The 16,421-nt window shown below is 65.8% G+C and carries 17 protein-coding genes; 9 read left to right on the top strand and 8 right to left on the bottom strand.

Annotated elements, in window-relative coordinates:
* Nucleotides 1–3 precede the first annotated feature (3 nt).
* Entirely contained in the window at nt 4–261 is a 258-nt protein-coding gene (locus tag AWC31_RS07815; RefSeq protein WP_085143714.1) for a cytochrome C oxidase subunit IV family protein, read from the top strand.
* Nucleotides 262–340: 79 nt separating this feature from the next.
* Here AWC31_RS07815 and AWC31_RS07810 read toward each other — a convergent pair whose 3' ends face one another.
* Complete coding sequence (locus tag AWC31_RS07810) at nt 341–1,486, bottom strand: thiolase family protein (RefSeq protein WP_085143713.1); 1,146 nt, start codon at nt 1,484–1,486, stop codon at nt 341–343.
* Nucleotides 1,483–1,923 (bottom strand): Zn-ribbon domain-containing OB-fold protein, encoded by a 441-nt coding sequence (locus tag AWC31_RS07805; RefSeq protein WP_085143712.1) that lies wholly within the window; start codon nt 1,921–1,923, stop codon nt 1,483–1,485. Before AWC31_RS07805 ends, AWC31_RS07810 begins: the two co-directional genes overlap by 4 nt.
* Before the next feature lie 55 nt (nt 1,924–1,978).
* Here AWC31_RS07805 and AWC31_RS07800 point away from each other — a divergent pair, with 55 nt between their 5' ends.
* Nucleotides 1,979–2,512 carry a VOC family protein gene (locus AWC31_RS07800; protein WP_085143711.1) on the top strand — a complete coding sequence of 178 codons (534 nt, stop codon included), beginning with the start codon at nt 1,979–1,981 and terminating at the stop codon, nt 2,510–2,512.
* Nucleotides 2,513–2,584: 72 nt separating this feature from the next.
* On the opposite strand, the gene AWC31_RS07795 is transcribed toward AWC31_RS07800, so the two are convergent.
* On the bottom strand, nt 2,585–3,301 hold the full coding sequence (locus tag AWC31_RS07795; RefSeq protein WP_085143710.1) for an enoyl-CoA hydratase/isomerase family protein: 717 nt from the start codon (nt 3,299–3,301) through the stop codon (nt 2,585–2,587).
* A gap of 58 nt (nt 3,302–3,359) precedes the next feature.
* Between AWC31_RS07795 and AWC31_RS07790 the strand changes: the two genes are divergently transcribed.
* The 5 genes from AWC31_RS07790 to AWC31_RS07770 all read left to right on the top strand — a co-directional run bounded on the left by AWC31_RS07790 (nt 3,360) and on the right by AWC31_RS07770 (nt 9,326).
* A complete protein-coding gene (locus tag AWC31_RS07790) occupies nt 3,360–4,937 on the top strand; it encodes an AMP-binding protein (RefSeq protein ID WP_085143854.1) in 1,578 nt (525 codons plus the stop codon).
* A gap of 34 nt (nt 4,938–4,971) precedes the next feature.
* Complete coding sequence (locus tag AWC31_RS07785; RefSeq protein ID WP_067847621.1) at nt 4,972–6,162, top strand: amidohydrolase family protein; 1,191 nt, start codon at nt 4,972–4,974, stop codon at nt 6,160–6,162.
* On the top strand, nt 6,159–7,673 hold the full coding sequence (locus AWC31_RS07780; RefSeq protein WP_085143709.1) for a FadD3 family acyl-CoA ligase: 1,515 nt from the start codon (nt 6,159–6,161) through the stop codon (nt 7,671–7,673). The genes AWC31_RS07785 and AWC31_RS07780 overlap by 4 nt, the downstream gene beginning before the upstream one ends.
* A gap of 124 nt (nt 7,674–7,797) precedes the next feature.
* Nucleotides 7,798–8,700, top strand: coding sequence for an Rv1363c family protein (locus AWC31_RS07775; RefSeq protein ID WP_085143708.1), 903 nt, complete (start codon nt 7,798–7,800; stop codon nt 8,698–8,700).
* Entirely contained in the window at nt 8,697–9,326 is a 630-nt protein-coding gene (locus AWC31_RS07770) for a tetratricopeptide repeat protein (protein WP_085143707.1), read from the top strand. Before AWC31_RS07775 ends, AWC31_RS07770 begins: the two co-directional genes overlap by 4 nt.
* Before the next feature lie 127 nt (nt 9,327–9,453).
* Here the strand turns inward: AWC31_RS07770 and AWC31_RS07765 are convergent, their stop codons facing one another.
* On the bottom strand, nt 9,454–9,942 hold the full coding sequence (locus tag AWC31_RS07765) for an AfsR/SARP family transcriptional regulator (protein ID WP_085143706.1): 489 nt from the start codon (nt 9,940–9,942) through the stop codon (nt 9,454–9,456).
* 239 nt (nt 9,943–10,181) lie between these two features.
* Between AWC31_RS07765 and AWC31_RS07760 the strand changes: the two genes are divergently transcribed.
* Nucleotides 10,182–11,402 carry a low temperature requirement protein A gene (locus AWC31_RS07760; RefSeq protein WP_085143852.1) on the top strand — a complete coding sequence of 407 codons (1,221 nt, stop codon included), beginning with the start codon at nt 10,182–10,184 and terminating at the stop codon, nt 11,400–11,402.
* Here the strand turns inward: AWC31_RS07760 and AWC31_RS07755 are convergent.
* A complete protein-coding gene (locus AWC31_RS07755; RefSeq protein ID WP_085143853.1) occupies nt 11,387–12,655 on the bottom strand; it encodes an MFS transporter in 1,269 nt (422 codons plus the stop codon). The genes AWC31_RS07760 and AWC31_RS07755 overlap by 16 nt on opposite strands.
* A 308-nt stretch (nt 12,656–12,963) precedes the next feature.
* On the opposite strand from AWC31_RS07755, the gene AWC31_RS07750 reads away from it, so the two are divergent.
* A complete protein-coding gene (locus tag AWC31_RS07750; protein WP_085143851.1) occupies nt 12,964–13,566 on the top strand; it encodes a MerR family transcriptional regulator in 603 nt (200 codons plus the stop codon).
* A 35-nt stretch (nt 13,567–13,601) separates the two neighbouring features.
* Here AWC31_RS07750 and AWC31_RS07745 read toward each other — a convergent pair whose 3' ends face one another.
* The 3 genes from AWC31_RS07745 to AWC31_RS07735 are packed head-to-tail and all read right to left on the bottom strand — an operon-like array spanning nt 13,602 to nt 16,410.
* Entirely contained in the window at nt 13,602–14,402 is an 801-nt protein-coding gene (locus AWC31_RS07745) for an ABC transporter permease (RefSeq protein ID WP_085143705.1), read from the bottom strand.
* On the bottom strand, nt 14,402–15,241 hold the full coding sequence (locus tag AWC31_RS07740) for an ABC transporter permease (protein ID WP_085143704.1): 840 nt from the start codon (nt 15,239–15,241) through the stop codon (nt 14,402–14,404). The genes AWC31_RS07745 and AWC31_RS07740 overlap by 1 nt, the downstream gene beginning before the upstream one ends.
* Nucleotides 15,220–16,410 (bottom strand): ABC transporter substrate-binding protein, encoded by a 1,191-nt coding sequence (locus AWC31_RS07735; protein ID WP_085143703.1) that lies wholly within the window; start codon nt 16,408–16,410, stop codon nt 15,220–15,222. Before AWC31_RS07735 ends, AWC31_RS07740 begins: the two co-directional genes overlap by 22 nt.
* Nucleotides 16,411–16,421: the final 11 nt, after the last annotated feature.

The following is a 16,421-nucleotide window of genomic DNA, read 5'->3' as shown; positions in this document are numbered from 1 at the left end:
CCGATGAACGTGATTCGGCGTATCACCGTCGTCTGGGCAATCCTGTGCGCGGTCACCGTGGTCTCGTGGTGGCTCGGTCACGGCGCGGCAGTGGCCAGCATCCCGATCACCGTGTCGGTCGTGGCGCTCGCGGCGATCAAATGCCGCTTGATCATTCGCGAGTTCATGGAGGTGCGCACCGCACCGGCATGGCTGCGATTCGGTACCGACGCCTGGCTCGCGGCGCTGTCTGCGACCGTGCTCGCCATCTACTTGTGGTGACGCTCTTTCCGCGAGCAGACGCGCCGGTACCCCGTAACGCGCATTTCGGGGTACCGGCGCGTCCGCTCGCGCCAAGGAATTACAGCGACAGGATCGTGGCCGACGCGGTGCCGGGCGCCCCGTACACCTGAGCCAGGCCGACACGCGGATTGCCGGGCACCTGGCGGTCGCCGGCTTCGCCGCGCAGTTGGCGCACCAGCTCGTGCATCTGGCGCAGGCCCGACGCGCCGATCGGTTCGCCGTTGGCGATGAGCCCGCCGTCGGAGTTGACCGGGATCGACCCGTGGATCTCGGTGGCGCCGTCGGCCAGAAGTTTCTCTTGTTCGCCGTCGGCGCACAGTCCGGTCTCGGCCATGTGGATGACCTCGGCGCCGGCGTCGGTGTCCTGTAACTGGGCGATGTCGACGTCCTCGGGCCCGATCCCCGCGGCCTCGTAGGCGGCCTTGGCGGCGTACACGGTCGGTGACGCGTCTTCGTCGAGCGGGGCCGAGGTGGCGTGCACCTCGTAGGCGCCGAACGTCCGGGTGCGGATCTCACTGGCCCGCACGTACACCGGTTTGTCGGTGTAACGATGCGCGATGTCGGCACGGCACATGATCACCGCGGCGGCGCCTTCGTCAGGTGCGCAGAACATGTACTGCGTCAGCGGATAGTTCAGCACGGTCGAGTTCAGGATCTCGTCGACCGAAATCTCCTTGCGGCGGAACGCATTCGGATTCAGTGCGCCATTGCGGAAGTTCTTGTTGGCCACGCGCGCCAGCGTCTCCTGCGAGATGTTGTGCTTGTGGAGGTAGTGGTTGGCTTTCATCCCGAAGAACTTCGTGGTGACGAACTGGCCGTTCTCGGCATACCACTGGGGGAGCGCCAGCTTGGCCGGATCGTCGGTGAACGCCCCGCGGGGGTGCTTGTCGAGACCGATCGCGATGCCGATGTCGTACTTGCCCAGCCGGATCGTGTCGGCGGTCTGCTGGATCGCGCTGGCGGCCGTGGCGCACGCGTTGAACACGTTGGTGAAGGTGATGCCGGTCAGACCGACCAGCCGGGTGACCGCGTCAGGGTTGGACACCTCGTAGCTGCCGCCGAATCCGAACTGGATGTCCTTCCACTCCAGCTTGGCGTCGGCGAGCGCGCTCTCGATGGCCTCCGCGCCCATCTGCATCGCGGTCTTGTCGAATCGGCCGAAAGGGTGGATGCCGACTCCGATGATGGCAACATCGTTGGTCATTGGGAGACCTCCGGGGTGAAGGCGAAGGTGATGATCTCGTTGCCGTCGTCGTCGGTGGTGAACGGGATCATGGTGAGCTCGACCTCTTGGCCGAACTGCAGTTTGGCGGGGTCGTTTTCGGTGAGCCGGCCTTCGACGCGGACCATGTCACCGAGTTGCACCAGCCCGACCCCGAACGGGACGAAGTCCTTTCCGGTGGGGCCTTTGTAGGGCGGTCCGGGTGGGAAGCCCTGGGTGGTCCAGGCGATGAGGGTGCCGCGGCGGGGCAGCAGGGTCTCGGTGGTGTTGGCACTGCTGCAGCGGGGGCAGCGGGCCTGGGCGGGGAAGGTGGTGGCCGAGCAGTCGGCGCAGCGGCTGCCGATGAGCTGGGGGTTCTCCTCGGGCCAGGTGGAGATCTCCGGCGCCAGAGCTTTCTGTGTTGACACGTCGCTGACGATAATGGGAAATGCAATTCTCGTCTAGTGAGAATCGACTACCAATTAGGCTGCCCGCATGGGTTTCGACAAGTCCGTCCTACCCGGGACGGTCTGCCAGATCGGCTATGTGGTGCCCGATCTCGATGACGCCATCTCCGGTTGGCTCCAGATGGGCGTCGGCCCGTGGTTCGTCATCCGCGGGCTGCCGCAACGGGTCACCTTCCGCGGCGAGCCCTGTGCGGTGACGCTGTCGATGGCGCTGTCCAACAGTGGCGATCTCCAGATCGAGCTCATCCAACAGCTCGACGACACCAGGAGTGTCTTCACCGAGTTCCTCGACACCACGGGCGGTGGGTTTCACCAACTCGCCTATTGGGCACCGGATTTCGACGGCGCGATGGCCAAGCTCGACGACGCGGGCTGGCCAAAGGTGTGGTGGGGCGGCGAAGCGGACGGGGTGCGTTTCGCTTACTTCGAGCCGCCGGCCGGGGCGGCCATCGTCGAGATCATGGAACTGACCGACGCCTCCCAGGGCATGGCCACATTCGTGCGTCAGGCCGCGGCGCGGTGGGACGGCAGCGACCCGGTCCGCGAACTGACCGCCGGCTGACGCGCGAGTGGCCACTCATGACACGCGAATCCCGAAAGCGCGTGTCATAAGTGGCCACTCGGCGGAGGTCTGTCACTTCCCGCGGTTCATCACCTTGTAGGCGGCCGCCCAATGCTCGTCGGCGACCCACAGGCGCGCGAACGCGGCGACGGCCTCGGTGGTCGGCACACCGGCCATGACGCGCTTGATCTCCCCGGCCGGCCTGCTCGCGAGCGAGCGTGCGATGGCTCGCCAGCCGTCGGCGAACTCGGCGCGCGGCAACACCTGGTCGATCAGGCCGAGGCGCTCGGCCTCGGCGGCGCCCAGTATGCGCCCGGTGCCGGCGAGCAACAGCGCCCGGCTACCGCCGACCAACTTGGTCAGGCGCTCCGCGCCGCCCCAGGCCGGCATGATCTCCAACGCGACCTGATTGAAGCCGATCTTGATGTCGTCGGCGGCGATCCGGATGTCGGCTGCCACCGCCACTTCGGCGCCGCCACCCAGGGCGTGGCCGTTGAGGGCCGCGATCACCGGTCCAGGAAACCCGGCGATGCGGTCGCAGATCGCGCGCATGCGCCACGCCATCGACGCCGCCTCGAGCTCGGTGCGCAGGGCGGCAAGTTCCTTGAGGTCGCCTCCGGAGACGAAGGCCCGGTCGCCGGCGCCGGTGATCGCCAGCGCGCGCGATCCGACGGCGCCGTCCAGCGCCTTGTTCAACTCGTCCATGGTGTCGAGCGAGATGGCGTTGCGGGCATGGGGCCGGTCGATGGTGACGACCGCCAATTCACCGTCGAGTTCCAGGTCGACCATCAATCGTTCTCCAGTTCCGTTATTGGCATTCTCGCTGGCTGAGAATAGCATCACCGTCGTGCGCGACATCCCCGTTGAGCTGACCAAACGGTACGTCGAAGAAGGATGGTGGACGCCGGAGACGCTCGGCCAGGTACTGGCCGACGGCTTGGCGGCCAACCCCGACGCCGCGTTTCACGTCCACTCCGACGTGCGGCCGTACGCCGGGACCTTCCACGATGTCGAGCTGATCGGCCGCCGACTCGCCGCCGGACTGCGGGACCGGGGCGTCGGACCCGGCGACGTGGTGGCGTTGCAGCTGCCGAACTGGATGGAGGCGGCGGCCGCGTTCTGGGCCTCGGCCTTCCTCGGTGCCGTGACGGTGCCGATCGTGCATTTCTACGGGCGCAAGGAACTCGGCCACATCCTGGCGACCGCCAAGCCGAAGGTCTTCCTCACCACTGAGCGATTCGGCCGCATGACTTTTCCCGCCGACCTGTGTGCCGAGGTGCCGATCGTCGGGCTCGTGGGCCAATCGTCGTTCGACGTGCTGCTCGCCGACGAACCCATGGCAGGCACCGTCGCCACCGACCCGGCCGCCCCGGCGCTCATCGCATTCACCTCCGGTACTACGCGCGACCCCAAAGGCGTTGTGCACAGCCATCAGACGCTCGGCTTCGAGACGCGCCAGCTGCTGGAGAACTACCCGCCGGACCGGGGCAGGCAGCTCACCGCGACGCCCGTCGGACACTTCATCGGCATGCTGGGTGCCTTTCTGATCCCCGTGCTCGAAGGCGCGCCCATCGACCTGTGCGACGTATGGGATCCCGGCAAGGTCCTCAAGCTGATCGAGTCCGACGGCTTGTCGATCGGTGGCGGGCCACCGTATTTCGTCACCAGCCTGTTGGACCACCCGGATTGCACACCCGAGCACATGGCGCATTTCAAGACCGTCGGCCTGGGCGGGTCCACCGTACCCACGGCGGTCACCCGGCGCCTGGCCGATCTCGGGATCTTCGTGTTCCGGTCCTACGGCAGCACCGAACACCCGTCGATCACCGGCTCGTCCCCGTCCGCACCCGAGGCCAAACGGCTGTACACGGACGGCAATCCGCGTCCGGGAGTCGAGATCCGGCTGGGCCCTGACGGCGAGATCTTCAGCCGCGGACCGGATCTGTGCCTCGGCTATACCGATGACGCGCTGACCGCCAAGGTGTTCGACGACGAAGGCTGGTACCGCACAGGCGATGTCGGGATTCTCGACGACGACGGCTACCTGACGATCACCGATCGCGCCGGCGATCTCATCATCCGCGGCGGCGAGAACATCAGCGCGCTCGAGGTCGAGGAGGTGCTGCTGGCCATGCCGCAGGTTATCGAGGCGATCGTGGTCGCCGCCCCGGACGCGCGCCTCGGCGAACGCGTCGCCGCGGTGCTGAGGATCAAGTCCGGTCAGGCCATGCCCACGCTGGATCAGGTGCGGGCGCACTTCGAGAACACCGGGGTCGCCCGGCAGAAATGGCCGGAGGAACTGCACGAGGTGCCGGAGGGTCAGGACTTCCCGCGGACGGCCAGCGGCAAGGTGCAGAAATTCCGCGTCCGCCAGGCCGTACGGGAGTCGGCCGCCGCGGGGGATATTGCGACATCCGTACAATGAGAATACGATTCTCGTATAAGAAAAGGAGTGTTTCATGGGGCAACTGTCGCATCGGGTTGACATCCCGTTCCCGCTGTTCGACGCGGACAACCACCTGTACGAGCCGCCGGAGGCGATGACCAAGTACCTGCCCAAGGAGTACAAGGACGTCGTCCAGTACGTCGAGGTCAACGGCCGCACCAAGATTGCGCTCAAGGGCCAGATCAGCAACTACATCCCCAACCCCACGTTCTCGGTGGTCGCCAAGCCAGGAGCCTGGGAGGAGTACTTCAAGTACGGCAACCCGGACGGCAAGAGCAAGCGAGAACTGTTCGGTGAGCCGATGAAGGCCATCCCGGCATTCTTCGAGCCCGAGCCGCGCATCAAGGTCATGGACGAACTCGGTGTCGACCGCAGCCTCATGTTCCCGACACTGGCCAGCTTGATCGAGGAACGCCTCTCCGACGATCCGGTAGCCATCCATGTGCTCATCCACGCCCTCAATCAGTGGCTGGACGAGGTGTGGGGCTTCAACTACCAGAACCGCATCTTCACCACCCCGGTGATCACCCTGCCCATCGTCGAGAAGGCGATCGAAGAGCTGGAATGGTGCGTCAAGCGCGGCGCCCGTGCCATCCTGATCCGTCCCGCGCCGGTGCCGGGCTTCCGCGGGCCGCGCTCGTTCGCGCTGCCCGAGTTCGACCCGTTCTGGGAGCGGGTCGTCCACCACGACGTGTTCGTCGGCATGCACTCCTCGGACAGCGGCTACTCCCGGTACACGTCCGAGTGGGACGGCGCCGCGCAGGAGATGCTGCCGTTCCAGACCAACGCGATGGCGATCCTGAACGAGTGGCGGCCGATCCAGGACGCGGTGGCCTCGTGGGTGATCCACGGCGCGCTGTTCCGGCATCCGAAGCTCAAGGTGGGCATCGTCGAAGCCGGGTCCAAATGGATGTTCCCGCTGCTCGACTCCATGGCCGAGGTGTGGAAGAAGGCACCGGAAGCGTTCTTGGGCAACCCGATCGAGGAGATCAAGAACCGCATCTACGTCAGCCCGTTCTATGAGGAGGGCATCGACGATCTGATCAACCTGATCGGCGTCGATCAGGTGCTGTACGGCTCGGACTGGCCGCATCCCGAAGGCCTGGCCGAACCGACGCATTACGTGACCGCGCTCGAGCACCTGTCCGTCGAAGATCAGGCCAAGATCATGGGTGGCAACCTGGGTCGTCTCGTCACGACGTGACCGGCGTTCCTTGGCAGACCATCCCCGAGATGGTCCTGAGCGCAGCGGACCGGTTCGGCGACGCCGAAGCCGTCGTCGACGGTCCGCTGCGCTTGACCTTCAGCCAGCTCACCGAGCGGGTCCGCCGCGCGGCGGGCGCGTTCCATGGACTCGGCATCGACCGGGGCGATCGAATCGCCATCTGGGCGCCGAACTCGGCGGAGTGGATGATCGCCGCGTTCGGGGCAGTGACCGCCGGTGCGGTAGTGGTACCCGTCAACACCCGGTTCAAGGCCGAGGAGGCCGGCGATGTGATCCGGCGCAGCGGCGCGAAAGCCGTTCTGCGTCAACAAGGTTTTCTCGGCCAGGAGTTCGAGGTGCCGGCCGGGGTACCGGCGATCGAGTTGAAGTCGGACTTCCTCGGAAGCGGGCCCGCGTATGAAGCGCCGGACCTGAGCGGCACCGACATCGCCGACATCATCTACACCTCGGGAACCACCGGCCGCCCCAAGGGCGTCATGATGAACCATCGGCAGACGCTGCGGCTCTACGCCGAATGGTGCGATCTCGCCGATCTGCGCGAGGGCGACCGCTACCTCATCGTGAACCCGTTCTTTCACACGTTCGGCTACAAGGCCGGCTGCATCGCCTCGCTCATCCGCGGCGCCACGGTGCTGCCCGTGCCGGTGTTCGACGTCGACGCCGTGGTGGAACTGATCGCGGCCGAACGCATCACGATGCTGCCGGGCCCGCCGACGTTGTATCACTCGCTGCTTGCGGTTGCGGACAAGGCCAAGCTCGCCACTCTGCGGGCCGGCGTGACGGGGGCCGCCGACATACCCGTCGAGCTCGTCCGCCGCATCCATGAGGAGCTGCCGTTCCAAACTCTGGCGACCGGATACGGCCTGACCGAGGCCGGAACCGCGACCCTGTCGCGGCCGGGGGATTCGTTCGAGGACATCGCCACCACGGTCGGCACCGCGTGCGACGGCGTCGAGGTCACCGTGGCCGACGACGGTGAGGTACTGGTCCGCGGCTACAGCGTGATGCAGGGCTACTTCGACGATCCGGCGGCCACGGCCGAAGCCGTCGATGGCGACGGCTGGCTGCACACCGGAGACCTCGGCACGCTCGACGACAACGGTCGGCTGCGCATCGTCGGACGCAAGAAGGACATGTTCATCGTCGGCGGTTTCAATGCCTACCCCGCGGAGATCGAAGGGTTCCTGCTGGAGCATCCGGACGTTGCGCAAGTCGCCGTCATCGGCGTCGACGACGAACGGCTCGGCCAAGTCGGCAAGGCCTTCGTGGTCGTCAAGCAACGGCCGGGTGCGACGCGGGATTCCGTTTCGGCCGAGGATCTGATTGCCTGGAGCCGTGAACGCATGGCCGGCTACAAGGTTCCGCGGTATGTGGAGTTTCTCGACGAGTTGCCCCTCAACGCCACGGGCAAGGTCATGAAGGATCAGCTGCAGACCCGGTTACGGACGGACGACCGATCAGAATCGGCTGAGCATTCGCACAGCATGTAAACATCATTTCCGCAGTAAGAACGGCATATCCGCGCCCTTTGTGAATGATGTATGGTCGGGACACTGTCAAAAACTGATAACGTGATTCTCATTAAGCAGGCTGCTGAACGGACAGGAGGTCGACATGCCGTCCCGCAAGCCTTCGTCGCCGGTACTCGATACCGGAGACGACATCGATGCCGACGCGGCGTCGCCGAGCGACATGCTCGCGCTGGCCGAGCAGGCCGAGGCCGAAGCGGCAGAGGCCGAGGCGGTGGCCGCCGCCGCGCGGGCCAGGGCGCGCGCCATCCGGTTGCGTAACCAGGCCGCAGCCGAGAGGTTGCTGAAATCCGACGAGGACGCCGAAAAGGATGGCTCCGGAAGCGCAGACGACACCGTAGACGAGATCGCGGCCGAGTCGGATGACGATTCCGAGGACGACGCGACATCGACCGACGACAGCGCGTCCGCCGAGGGCACGACTGAGCTCACCGAGTCGGCCGCAGCGGAGCTGACCGCCGAGGAACCGGCCGAATCCAAGCGCCGGCTGCCCACCGTCTCGCGACTGTTCTGGAAAGTGCTCGCGTCATGTCTGACGATCCTTGCCATCTGCGCGCTACTGGCGGCAAGCGGCTGGATGATCTGGCAGCACCGGCAGGCCGAGCATCGCCAGCAGCTCGTCGCCGAGTACACCGCCGCGGCGCGGCAGAGTGTGGTGACGCTGATGTCGCTGGACTTCAACCACGCCCAGGACGATGTGAAGCGCATCCTCGACAACTCGACCGGTGAGTTCAAGGCCGACTTCGAAGGCCAGGCACAGGATTTCGTCAAGCTCGCAACCGGCGCGAAGGTCGTCACCGAGGCCACGGCCAACGCCGCCGCGGTGGACACGATGACCGATGACACCGCCACGGTGCTCGTGGCCGTCACCACCCGCGTCACCAACACCACGGGCGCCAACCAGGAGCCCCGACCCTGGCGGGTCGCGGTCGACCTGGTCCGCGAAGGTGATCAGATCAAGCTGTCGAAAGTCGAGTTCGTGCCGTGACCGTTGATCAGGATTCCAAGACGACCGACGTCGACGACGCGACGGAGGCTGCCGACGAGAGCGATGCTGTCGAAACCGCTGACGATGCGGATAGCACGAAAACCACCGAGACCGAAGGTAAGCGCCGCTGGTGGCAGCCGCTCGCGCGTCGGTGGTTCCCGCTCACGCTTGCGGTCGCGCTCGTCGTGTCGGCAGCGCTGGCCGGATGGCTGTACTTCGCGCAATACCGCGTCGACCAGCAGACGGGTGCGGCGGCAGCGCAGACAGTCCTCAAAGCGGCGACCGACGGCACCGTCGCCCTGCTGTCGTACGCACCGGAGAGCCTCGACCGGGATTTCTCGGCCGCGAAGTCGCATCTGACGGGCGATTTCCTGTCGTACTACAACCAGTTCACGCAAGAGATCGTGACCCCTGCGGCCAAAGAGAAGTCGGTGAAGACATCAGCGGCCGTGGTTCGCGCGGCGGTCGCCGAGATCCATCCGGATTCGGCTGTGGTGCTCGTGTTCGTCAATCAGGCGACCACCAGTGCGCAGAACCCGAACGGCAGTTTCGCGGCCAGCAGCGTGAAAGTCGGCTTGAGCAGGATCGACGGCAACTGGTTGATCTCGACGTTCGACCCGGTATAGGGCCGGATCGCCGCTCAGTCCTCGGCGTGGCGTTCGTACTCCCAACGCTCGAGCCGGGCCTGCAGTTCATGTAGTCCGAACGCGATGAGCGGGACGCCGAGAATGGCCATGGCGACGAGTAACGCGGTCATGGCATCGCTCCGCAATTCGGATGTCGTATCGCGGGTGACGCCAGTGCCGCCTGCTTGAGCGCGCGGAAACGAGCGCGTTCGGTCACACACCACGGTTCCGTCCAGCCGTCGAGCAGATCGCCGGCGCCCAGCAGGCGGCGCAGTCGCGGATCCGAATCCGGGCTCATGTGTTCGGCCAGGTGCAGCGCCTCATGCCAGTCCACCCACACGTGCGGTGCGAGCGCCAGGTGATGGCGATTCACCACCAGCAACGGGTCGGCGCCCAGTGGGCGCAGGCGCCACAGCGCCGAACGCAACGACGCGACCGCTTTGGCCGGCGGACTGTACGGCCACAGCGTGGCGCACACCCAGCTACGGTGCAACTCTCGGCGTTTCACGGCGGCCAAAGCCACCACCCGGCGACATGACGGTGGTAACACCAACGGCTTCATGTCACGGTATACGGCGAACTCACCCACGAGGTTCAGCGCGAACTGCTTGGACACGCGCTCAATCGTCGAGCGCGGCAGTCGCTGTGACACCAGTAGTGCACTACTCGTTTTTCGTCTGCGGGACCCGTGCGGCGGCAACCGTGTGCGCGCGGCAACTATGCGGTGAAATGGAGCGGTTGCGGGGGGCCTGACGGCTGAGGGCGGCCGCCTTCCCGCGGGCGAACAGAAAAGGGACGGACCAGGTGAACGACAGCGAACCCAAGCTCCCCGTGCGTGTGCACCGGCTGAACCGGATGGCCGGACGCGATCCACACGAGCAGCACCGCGTGGCCACTCCGTTGGAGCTGCTGTTCGACCTGACGTTCGTGATCGCCTTCGGCGTCGCCGCGTCGCAGTTGGCCCATTTGATGGCCGAAGGGCATGTCGGCGCCGGGTTGGTGGCGTTCGGGTTCGCGTCGTTCGCGATCTGGTGGGCGTGGATGAACTTCACCTGGTTCGCGTCGGCCTTCGACACCGACGACTGGGTGTACCGGGCGATGACCATGCTGCAGATGGTCGGCGTCATCATCCTCGCGCTCGGTCTGCCCCAGATGTTCGCCTCCGTCGAGCACGGCGGGCACGTCGACAACACCGTGTTGGTGGCCGGCTATGTGGTGATGCGTGTCGCCCTGGTGGGGCAGTGGTTACGCGCGGCCAAACAGGATCCGGAACATCGGTCGGCGTGCCTGACCTATGCGGCCGCGGTGGTCGTGGCGCAGATCGGCTGGATTGTTCAGATCTTCGCCCACACGTCGGTTCTGGTGTTCTTCCTGTCCGCGGCCGTCCTCGTCGTGGTGGAGGTGTCGGGTCCGTTCCTGGCCGAGCGGCGCATGGGCGGCACGCCGTGGCATGCCCATCACATCGCCGAACGGTACGGGTTGCTCGCGATCATCGCGCTCGGCGAGGGTGTGGTCGGCACGGTCGCCTCGTTGACGGCCGCGGTCGGGGAACAAGGCTGGTCCACCGATGCGATCCTGCTCGTGATCGCCGGAACCGGCCTCACGTTCGGCATGTGGTGGGTCTACTTCCTGGTGCCGGCCGCGGAACTTCTGCATGCGCACCGGAGACTGTCGTTCTGGTACGGCTACCTGCATCTGGTGGTGTTCGGGTCGATCGTGGCGACCGGCGCCGGCCTGCACGTGGCCGCCTATTACATCGAGGATCATTCCGAGCTGGATTCGGTTGCCACGGTGCTCGCGGTCGCGATACCGGTCGGGATCTACCTCGTGGGGATGTTCGTCATCTACTCGGTGCTGGTCGGCGAAATCGATGTCTTGCACACCGGGCTGCTGGTGCTGGCCGGCGTGGCGTTGGGGGCAGCGGTCGCGATGGCCTCGGCCGGCATTTCAATGGCCCTGTGTCTGCTCGTGGTGACGGGTGCGCCGGTGGTGGTCGTCCTCGGTTACGAGTTGATCGGCCATCGGCATGCCCGGCGAATCGTCGCCAGGCGGCTGGCGGATCAACGTGAGGGGTGAGCCTCGAACCCCTCCAGCAGCATGCGTTCCTGCTCGGCCTTCATCAGTCGGCGGGCCTTCATCCGCGTGATGAGAATGCCGATCGTGGCCAAGACCCACACCGCGTACTGCACGGTCCAGGCCACGCGGAACGACTCGAACGAGTAACTGCCGGCGTGGGACAGGATCACGCCCATCGCCTGCATCACCAGCAGCGCGGCCAGAAATCCGCCCATGTTCACCATGCCCTGAGCGGTGCCGAGGGTCGCGCTCGGATTGAACGTGCGGGCGAAGTCGAATCCGACCATCGAACCGGGGCCACCGACGGAGATGACGACGATGAGCACCAGCAGCAGCCACAGCGGAGCCGGGCCCGGCAGGGCCAACACCACAGTCCAGGCCAGTGCGTTGCTGGCGATGATCGCGAGCACCAGGCGGGATCTGCGGTGCGGATGGCGGCCGGTGAAGATCCCGATGGCGATGCCCGCGGAAATCGCCGTGACCACGGAGATGGTCAGCAACGTGCCGGCCGCGGTTGTCGAAAGTCCCTGCGCGACGGTCAGATACGGCACACCCCACATGAGCGCGAACACCGTGACCGAAAACTGGGTGCCCATGTGGGTGAAGAAGCCCAGCCGGGTTCCGGGGCGCAGCCACACGGTCCGCACGCTGGCCAACGTGTCGCGCACGGTGGTGGTCTCAGCAGCCACCACGGAGCCGTGCGGGGTGTTGCGCACCAACGCGAACGCCAACGCCATCGCCAGCAATCCGAACGCGCCCACCGACAGGTACGCGGGGGTCCAACCGGCCGCGGTGAGCAGCGCCAGGAACGGCACCGCCGAGAGCACCTGGCCGAGTTGTCCGCAGATGCCGGTCAGCTGGGTCAGCAACGGCACCTGGGAGGGTTTGAACCAGTGCGGTACGAGGCGCAACACCGAGATGAAGGTGACCGCGTCGCCCAGGCCGACGATCGCGCGCGCAGCGAGCGCGGCCGGCAGTGACTCACTGAGTGCCAGGACCAGTTGGCCGGAGGCCATCAACGCCGCACCGGAGACGATGAGCACTCGCGAACCGAACCGGTCCAGCAGTACCCCGGCGGGTACCTGGGCGCAGGCGTAGACCACGACCTGGAGAACGACGAACGTCGACAGCACACTCGGGTTGGCGGCAAACCTGTCGGCGGCCTGCAGGCCGGAAACGCCGAGAGTGGTCCGGTCGAGCACGGCGACGATGTAGGCGAGTAGTCCGGTGGTCCAAACGATCCAGGGACGCACACGGAGCCTTTCGCCGAGCAGATTTGTCTTAATGTCCTGATCCATCGTCGCCCAGGACCGGCCCGGGATTCCAATTCGATCGGGGTGAATTCACTCACCGTGCTCGAGCGAATCACTTCACGAGTTGGCTGGAATTGCACAACGATGTGGAGCTAGGTGCGGATAAATCTACATTCGTGCAGATAAAAGCTTTGCCTATTGGTCAGCGAGGGGATGGCCTAGAGTGGTTGCAAATTCGCTCGCAACGTTCGGCCGAAGGTAGGGTGTCGGTATGAATTGCTGTTCAAGTCGGCGTGGGCGGCGTCGGGTTGGCTGAGTATCGCCTGGAGGACCTGGCGCGTTTGTCCGGCGTCAGCCCCCGCAATATCCGGGCATACCGGGAGCGCGGGTTACTCGATCCGCCGCGTCGCGTCGGACGCTCGGCATATTACGGCGAACCGCACCTGGCGCAGTTGAACGCGATCAGTCAGCTACTGGGCAAGGGATACAACTCCGCTCACATCGCCGAGTTCTTCGACAGTCTGCGCCGCGGCCAGGACCTCGCCGACATCCTCGGGATCGAGCGCACCGAGCTCGGCACACAGACGGTCACGCTTGAGATGGACCCGGCCGGAGACGACGCCCGCGCGCTCGTCGACTGCGGACTGGCCGAGGTCTCCGATGGTTCGGTGGTGCTGACCGATCCGGCATTGGGTGACCTCATCGAGCATGCGAGCGATCGGCGGTCGTATGTCCGCACGATGGTCCAGGTCGCCAAATCGACCGTCGCCGCGGTCAACGGCCTGGCCGACCTGACCGCGACAGCACTCACGCAAAGCGCGACACCGCCCGGCAGTCGCGAGCTCGCGAAGACCGTCGTCGCCGACAGTCTCGACCGAGCCCTGAAACAGCGGCTCGCCGCGGCCGAATAACCCCGCAGATTCGGTTCGGGTATCTGCCGAACGGTCTACGCGCCCCGCGTGCCGGGGTCGCCGCCGAACCGTCCGGCAAGCCACACCGGAATGATCGCCAGCACAGTGAGCGCGGCCGCCACCACATTGATCACCGGAGCCTGGTTCGGCCGGAACAAATTCGAGAAGATCCAGATCGGCAGGGTCTGCACGGTAGGTCCCGCGGTGAACGTCGTCACCACGATTTCGTCGAACGACAAGGCGAACGCCAGGATGGCGCCGGCCACCAGCGCGCCACGCGCCATCGGCAACGTGACGAACCGGAACGTCTGCCAGGACGACGCGCCCAGATCGGCAGACGCGTCCTGCAGGCTCGTGCCCATCTGACGCAGCCGGGCCGCGATGTTGTTGAATACGATGACGATGCAGAACGTGGCATGGCCGATGATCACGGTGGCCAAACCCAGTGTCATCGCCAGCGCCGAGGTGAACGTCGCGTTGAGCGCGATACCCGTGACGATGCCGGGGAGCGTGATGGGAAGCACCACGAGGAAACTCACCACGCTGCGGCCGAAGAACCGGTAGCGCTGCACCGCGAACGCGATCATCGTCCCGAGCACCAGGGCGATGGCGGTCGCACCCAACCCGACCACGACGGAATTGGCCAGCGCCTTCCACATCCCGGTGCTGCGCGCGGCATCGGCCCACCACACCCACGTGAAGCCGGTCGGCGGAAAGGCGAAAGTCCGGGATGCGTTGAACGCATTGACCAGAACCAACAGCAGCGGCGTGTAGAGGAACATCAGGACCACCGCGGTCCAGATCCGCAACGCCCGGCGCCCGGTCGGCGAGAACATCAGACGTTCTCCATCGCGCCGGTGCGGCGCATCGCCAGCAGGTAGGCCACGATCGCCACGAGCGGGATGATCGACAGCGCCGCCGCAAGCGGCTGGTTGTTGGCGGTGACGAGTTGTCCGTAGATGATGTTGCCGATCAACTGGGTCTTGCCTCCGACGATGGTCACGGCGATGTAGTCACCCAGCGACAACGAGAAGGTGAAGATCGACCCGGCGGCGATGCCGGGAAACACCAATGGCGCCAGCACCATTCGGAGCGTTGCGAAGTCCGATGCGCCCAGGTCGGCGCTCGCGTCGGCGAGAGTGTCCGGTATGCGTTCGAATGCGGCGTAGACCGGAATCACCATGTAGGGCAGCCACAGGTAGGTGAGGGTGATGACGGTGGCGATCAAACCGTAGCCGGGGGTGTAGCCCGTCGCCCACGTCAGCGGCCCTTCCGGGGACAGCAGCATGCGCCACGCGTAGGCCTTCACCAGGTAGCTCGCCCACAGCGGCGTGGTTACGGCGATCACCAGCATCAGCCGCAGCCTCGGCGTGGCGACCTTGGCCATGTACAGCGCGATCGGCACCGCGAGCACCGCGCAGACGACGGTGACCGTCAACGCCACGCCGACGGTGCGAAGCGCCGCGGTGCGGAACACGTCGTCGGTGAGGACTCGCACGATGTTGTCGCCGGTGAACGTGCGGACCACGGCGCCGGTGAACTCATCGGTGCTCCAGAAAGCCGAAACCAGGAGAACCGCAAGCGATCCGAGGTAGGCCACGACGAGCCAGGCGAGTGGCGGCGTCAACAGCAACGCGAGCCGCACGCGGCGGGTCACCCCTTGATCTGCTGCCACTTGTCGACCCACTCGCTGTAGGCCGTGCAGTCGTCGCCGCTGCCGTCGACGCACTGCGTCTGCGGGGTGGTCCAGTAGTGGATCCGGGACGCGAACTCGGCGTCGGTCGCGTGGTAGATGTCGCAGAAGTCCTTCTGCGTGGTGTGTTCACAGGCCTTGGTCTGGGCCGGCGCCTCGCCGAAGTACTCTGCGACCTGGGCGTTGATCTCCGGCGACGAGATCCAGTTCATCCACTTGTACATGCAGTTCGGATGGGCGGCCTTCGCCGACACCATCCAGGTGTCAGACCAGCCCGTGGATCCTTCCTTGGGCAGCACGGTGTTGACCTGGACCTTGTTGTCGGCGCCGATCGTGTTGGCGATCACCTGCCAGCTCGTGCCGATGACCGAGGTCCCGGATTCGAACGCCTGCACCTCCTTCGTGTAATCCGACCAGTACTCGCCGATGTTCTCCCGCTGGGCCTTGAGCAATTCGGTTGCGGCATCGAGTTGTTCGGAGGTCAGCGAGTACGGGTCGGTGATACCGAGTTCGGGTTTGGTCTTCGACAGGTACAGCGCCGCGTCGGCGATGTAGATCGGCGAGTCGTAGGCGGTGACCTTGCCCTTGTACTTGCTCGCATCGTCGAACACCGCCGCCCACGAGCTCGGTGCATCGCGCACCACGTTGACGTTGTACATCAACAGGTTTGCGCCCCAGCCGTGCGGGATGCCGTACATCTGCCCGTCGACCGAGTTCCACGGCTGGTCTTTCAAGAACGACGAGATCGTCTCGTAGTTGGGCACCAGATCAGTGTTGACCGGTGCCACGTCACCGGCATAGATGAGCCGGAGCGTGGCGTCGCCCGATGCCGATACCCCGTCGTACTGACCGCTGCGCATCAGCTGCACCATCTCGTCGGAGGTGTTGCCGATCTTGACGTTGACCTGACAGCCCGTCTGCTGCTCGAACGGCGTCACCCAGTCGACGGCCCTGTCGTTGGAACCGTCCTCGGCATAGCCCGCCCACGCCACCAGGTTGAGCTGTCCCTCTCCGTCGCCGACGGCGCTCAGCGGTTCCATCTCCGGGGGAGCTCCGCTCTCACCGCCTGGGCCCTGCGATCCCGCGCACGCGACCACCAGGGTCGCGCAGGTCGCGAGAACCAGACCGGTGTGCAGGGCAGGCCATTTCATCGTCGGATCCT

Origin of the sequence: Mycolicibacterium wolinskyi, assembly GCF_002101965.1 — a bacterium.
In the GTDB taxonomy this organism is placed as follows: Bacteria; Actinomycetota; Actinomycetes; order Mycobacteriales; family Mycobacteriaceae; genus Mycobacterium; species Mycobacterium wolinskyi.
The sequence above is the reverse complement of the archived record's forward strand: the minus strand, read 5'-3'. Positions and strand labels throughout refer to the sequence as shown.

Coding starts and splice junctions, on each gene's coding strand:
- AWC31_RS07815 (WP_085143714.1), top strand. CDS start 4: ATGAACGTGATTCGGCGTATCACCGTCGTCTGGGCAATCCTGTGCGCG.
- AWC31_RS07810 (WP_085143713.1), bottom strand. CDS start 1,486: ATGACCAACGATGTTGCCATCATCGGAGTCGGCATCCACCCTTTCGGC.
- AWC31_RS07800 (WP_085143711.1), top strand. CDS start 1,979: ATGGGTTTCGACAAGTCCGTCCTACCCGGGACGGTCTGCCAGATCGGC.
- AWC31_RS07795 (WP_085143710.1), bottom strand. CDS start 3,301: ATGGTCGACCTGGAACTCGACGGTGAATTGGCGGTCGTCACCATCGAC.
- AWC31_RS07785 (WP_067847621.1), top strand. CDS start 4,972: ATGGGGCAACTGTCGCATCGGGTTGACATCCCGTTCCCGCTGTTCGAC.
- AWC31_RS07775 (WP_085143708.1), top strand. CDS start 7,798: ATGCCGTCCCGCAAGCCTTCGTCGCCGGTACTCGATACCGGAGACGAC.
- AWC31_RS07760 (WP_085143852.1), top strand. CDS start 10,182: ATGGCCGGACGCGATCCACACGAGCAGCACCGCGTGGCCACTCCGTTG.
- AWC31_RS07745 (WP_085143705.1), bottom strand. CDS start 14,402: ATGTTCTCGCCGACCGGGCGCCGGGCGTTGCGGATCTGGACCGCGGTG.
- AWC31_RS07735 (WP_085143703.1), bottom strand. CDS start 16,410: ATGAAATGGCCTGCCCTGCACACCGGTCTGGTTCTCGCGACCTGCGCG.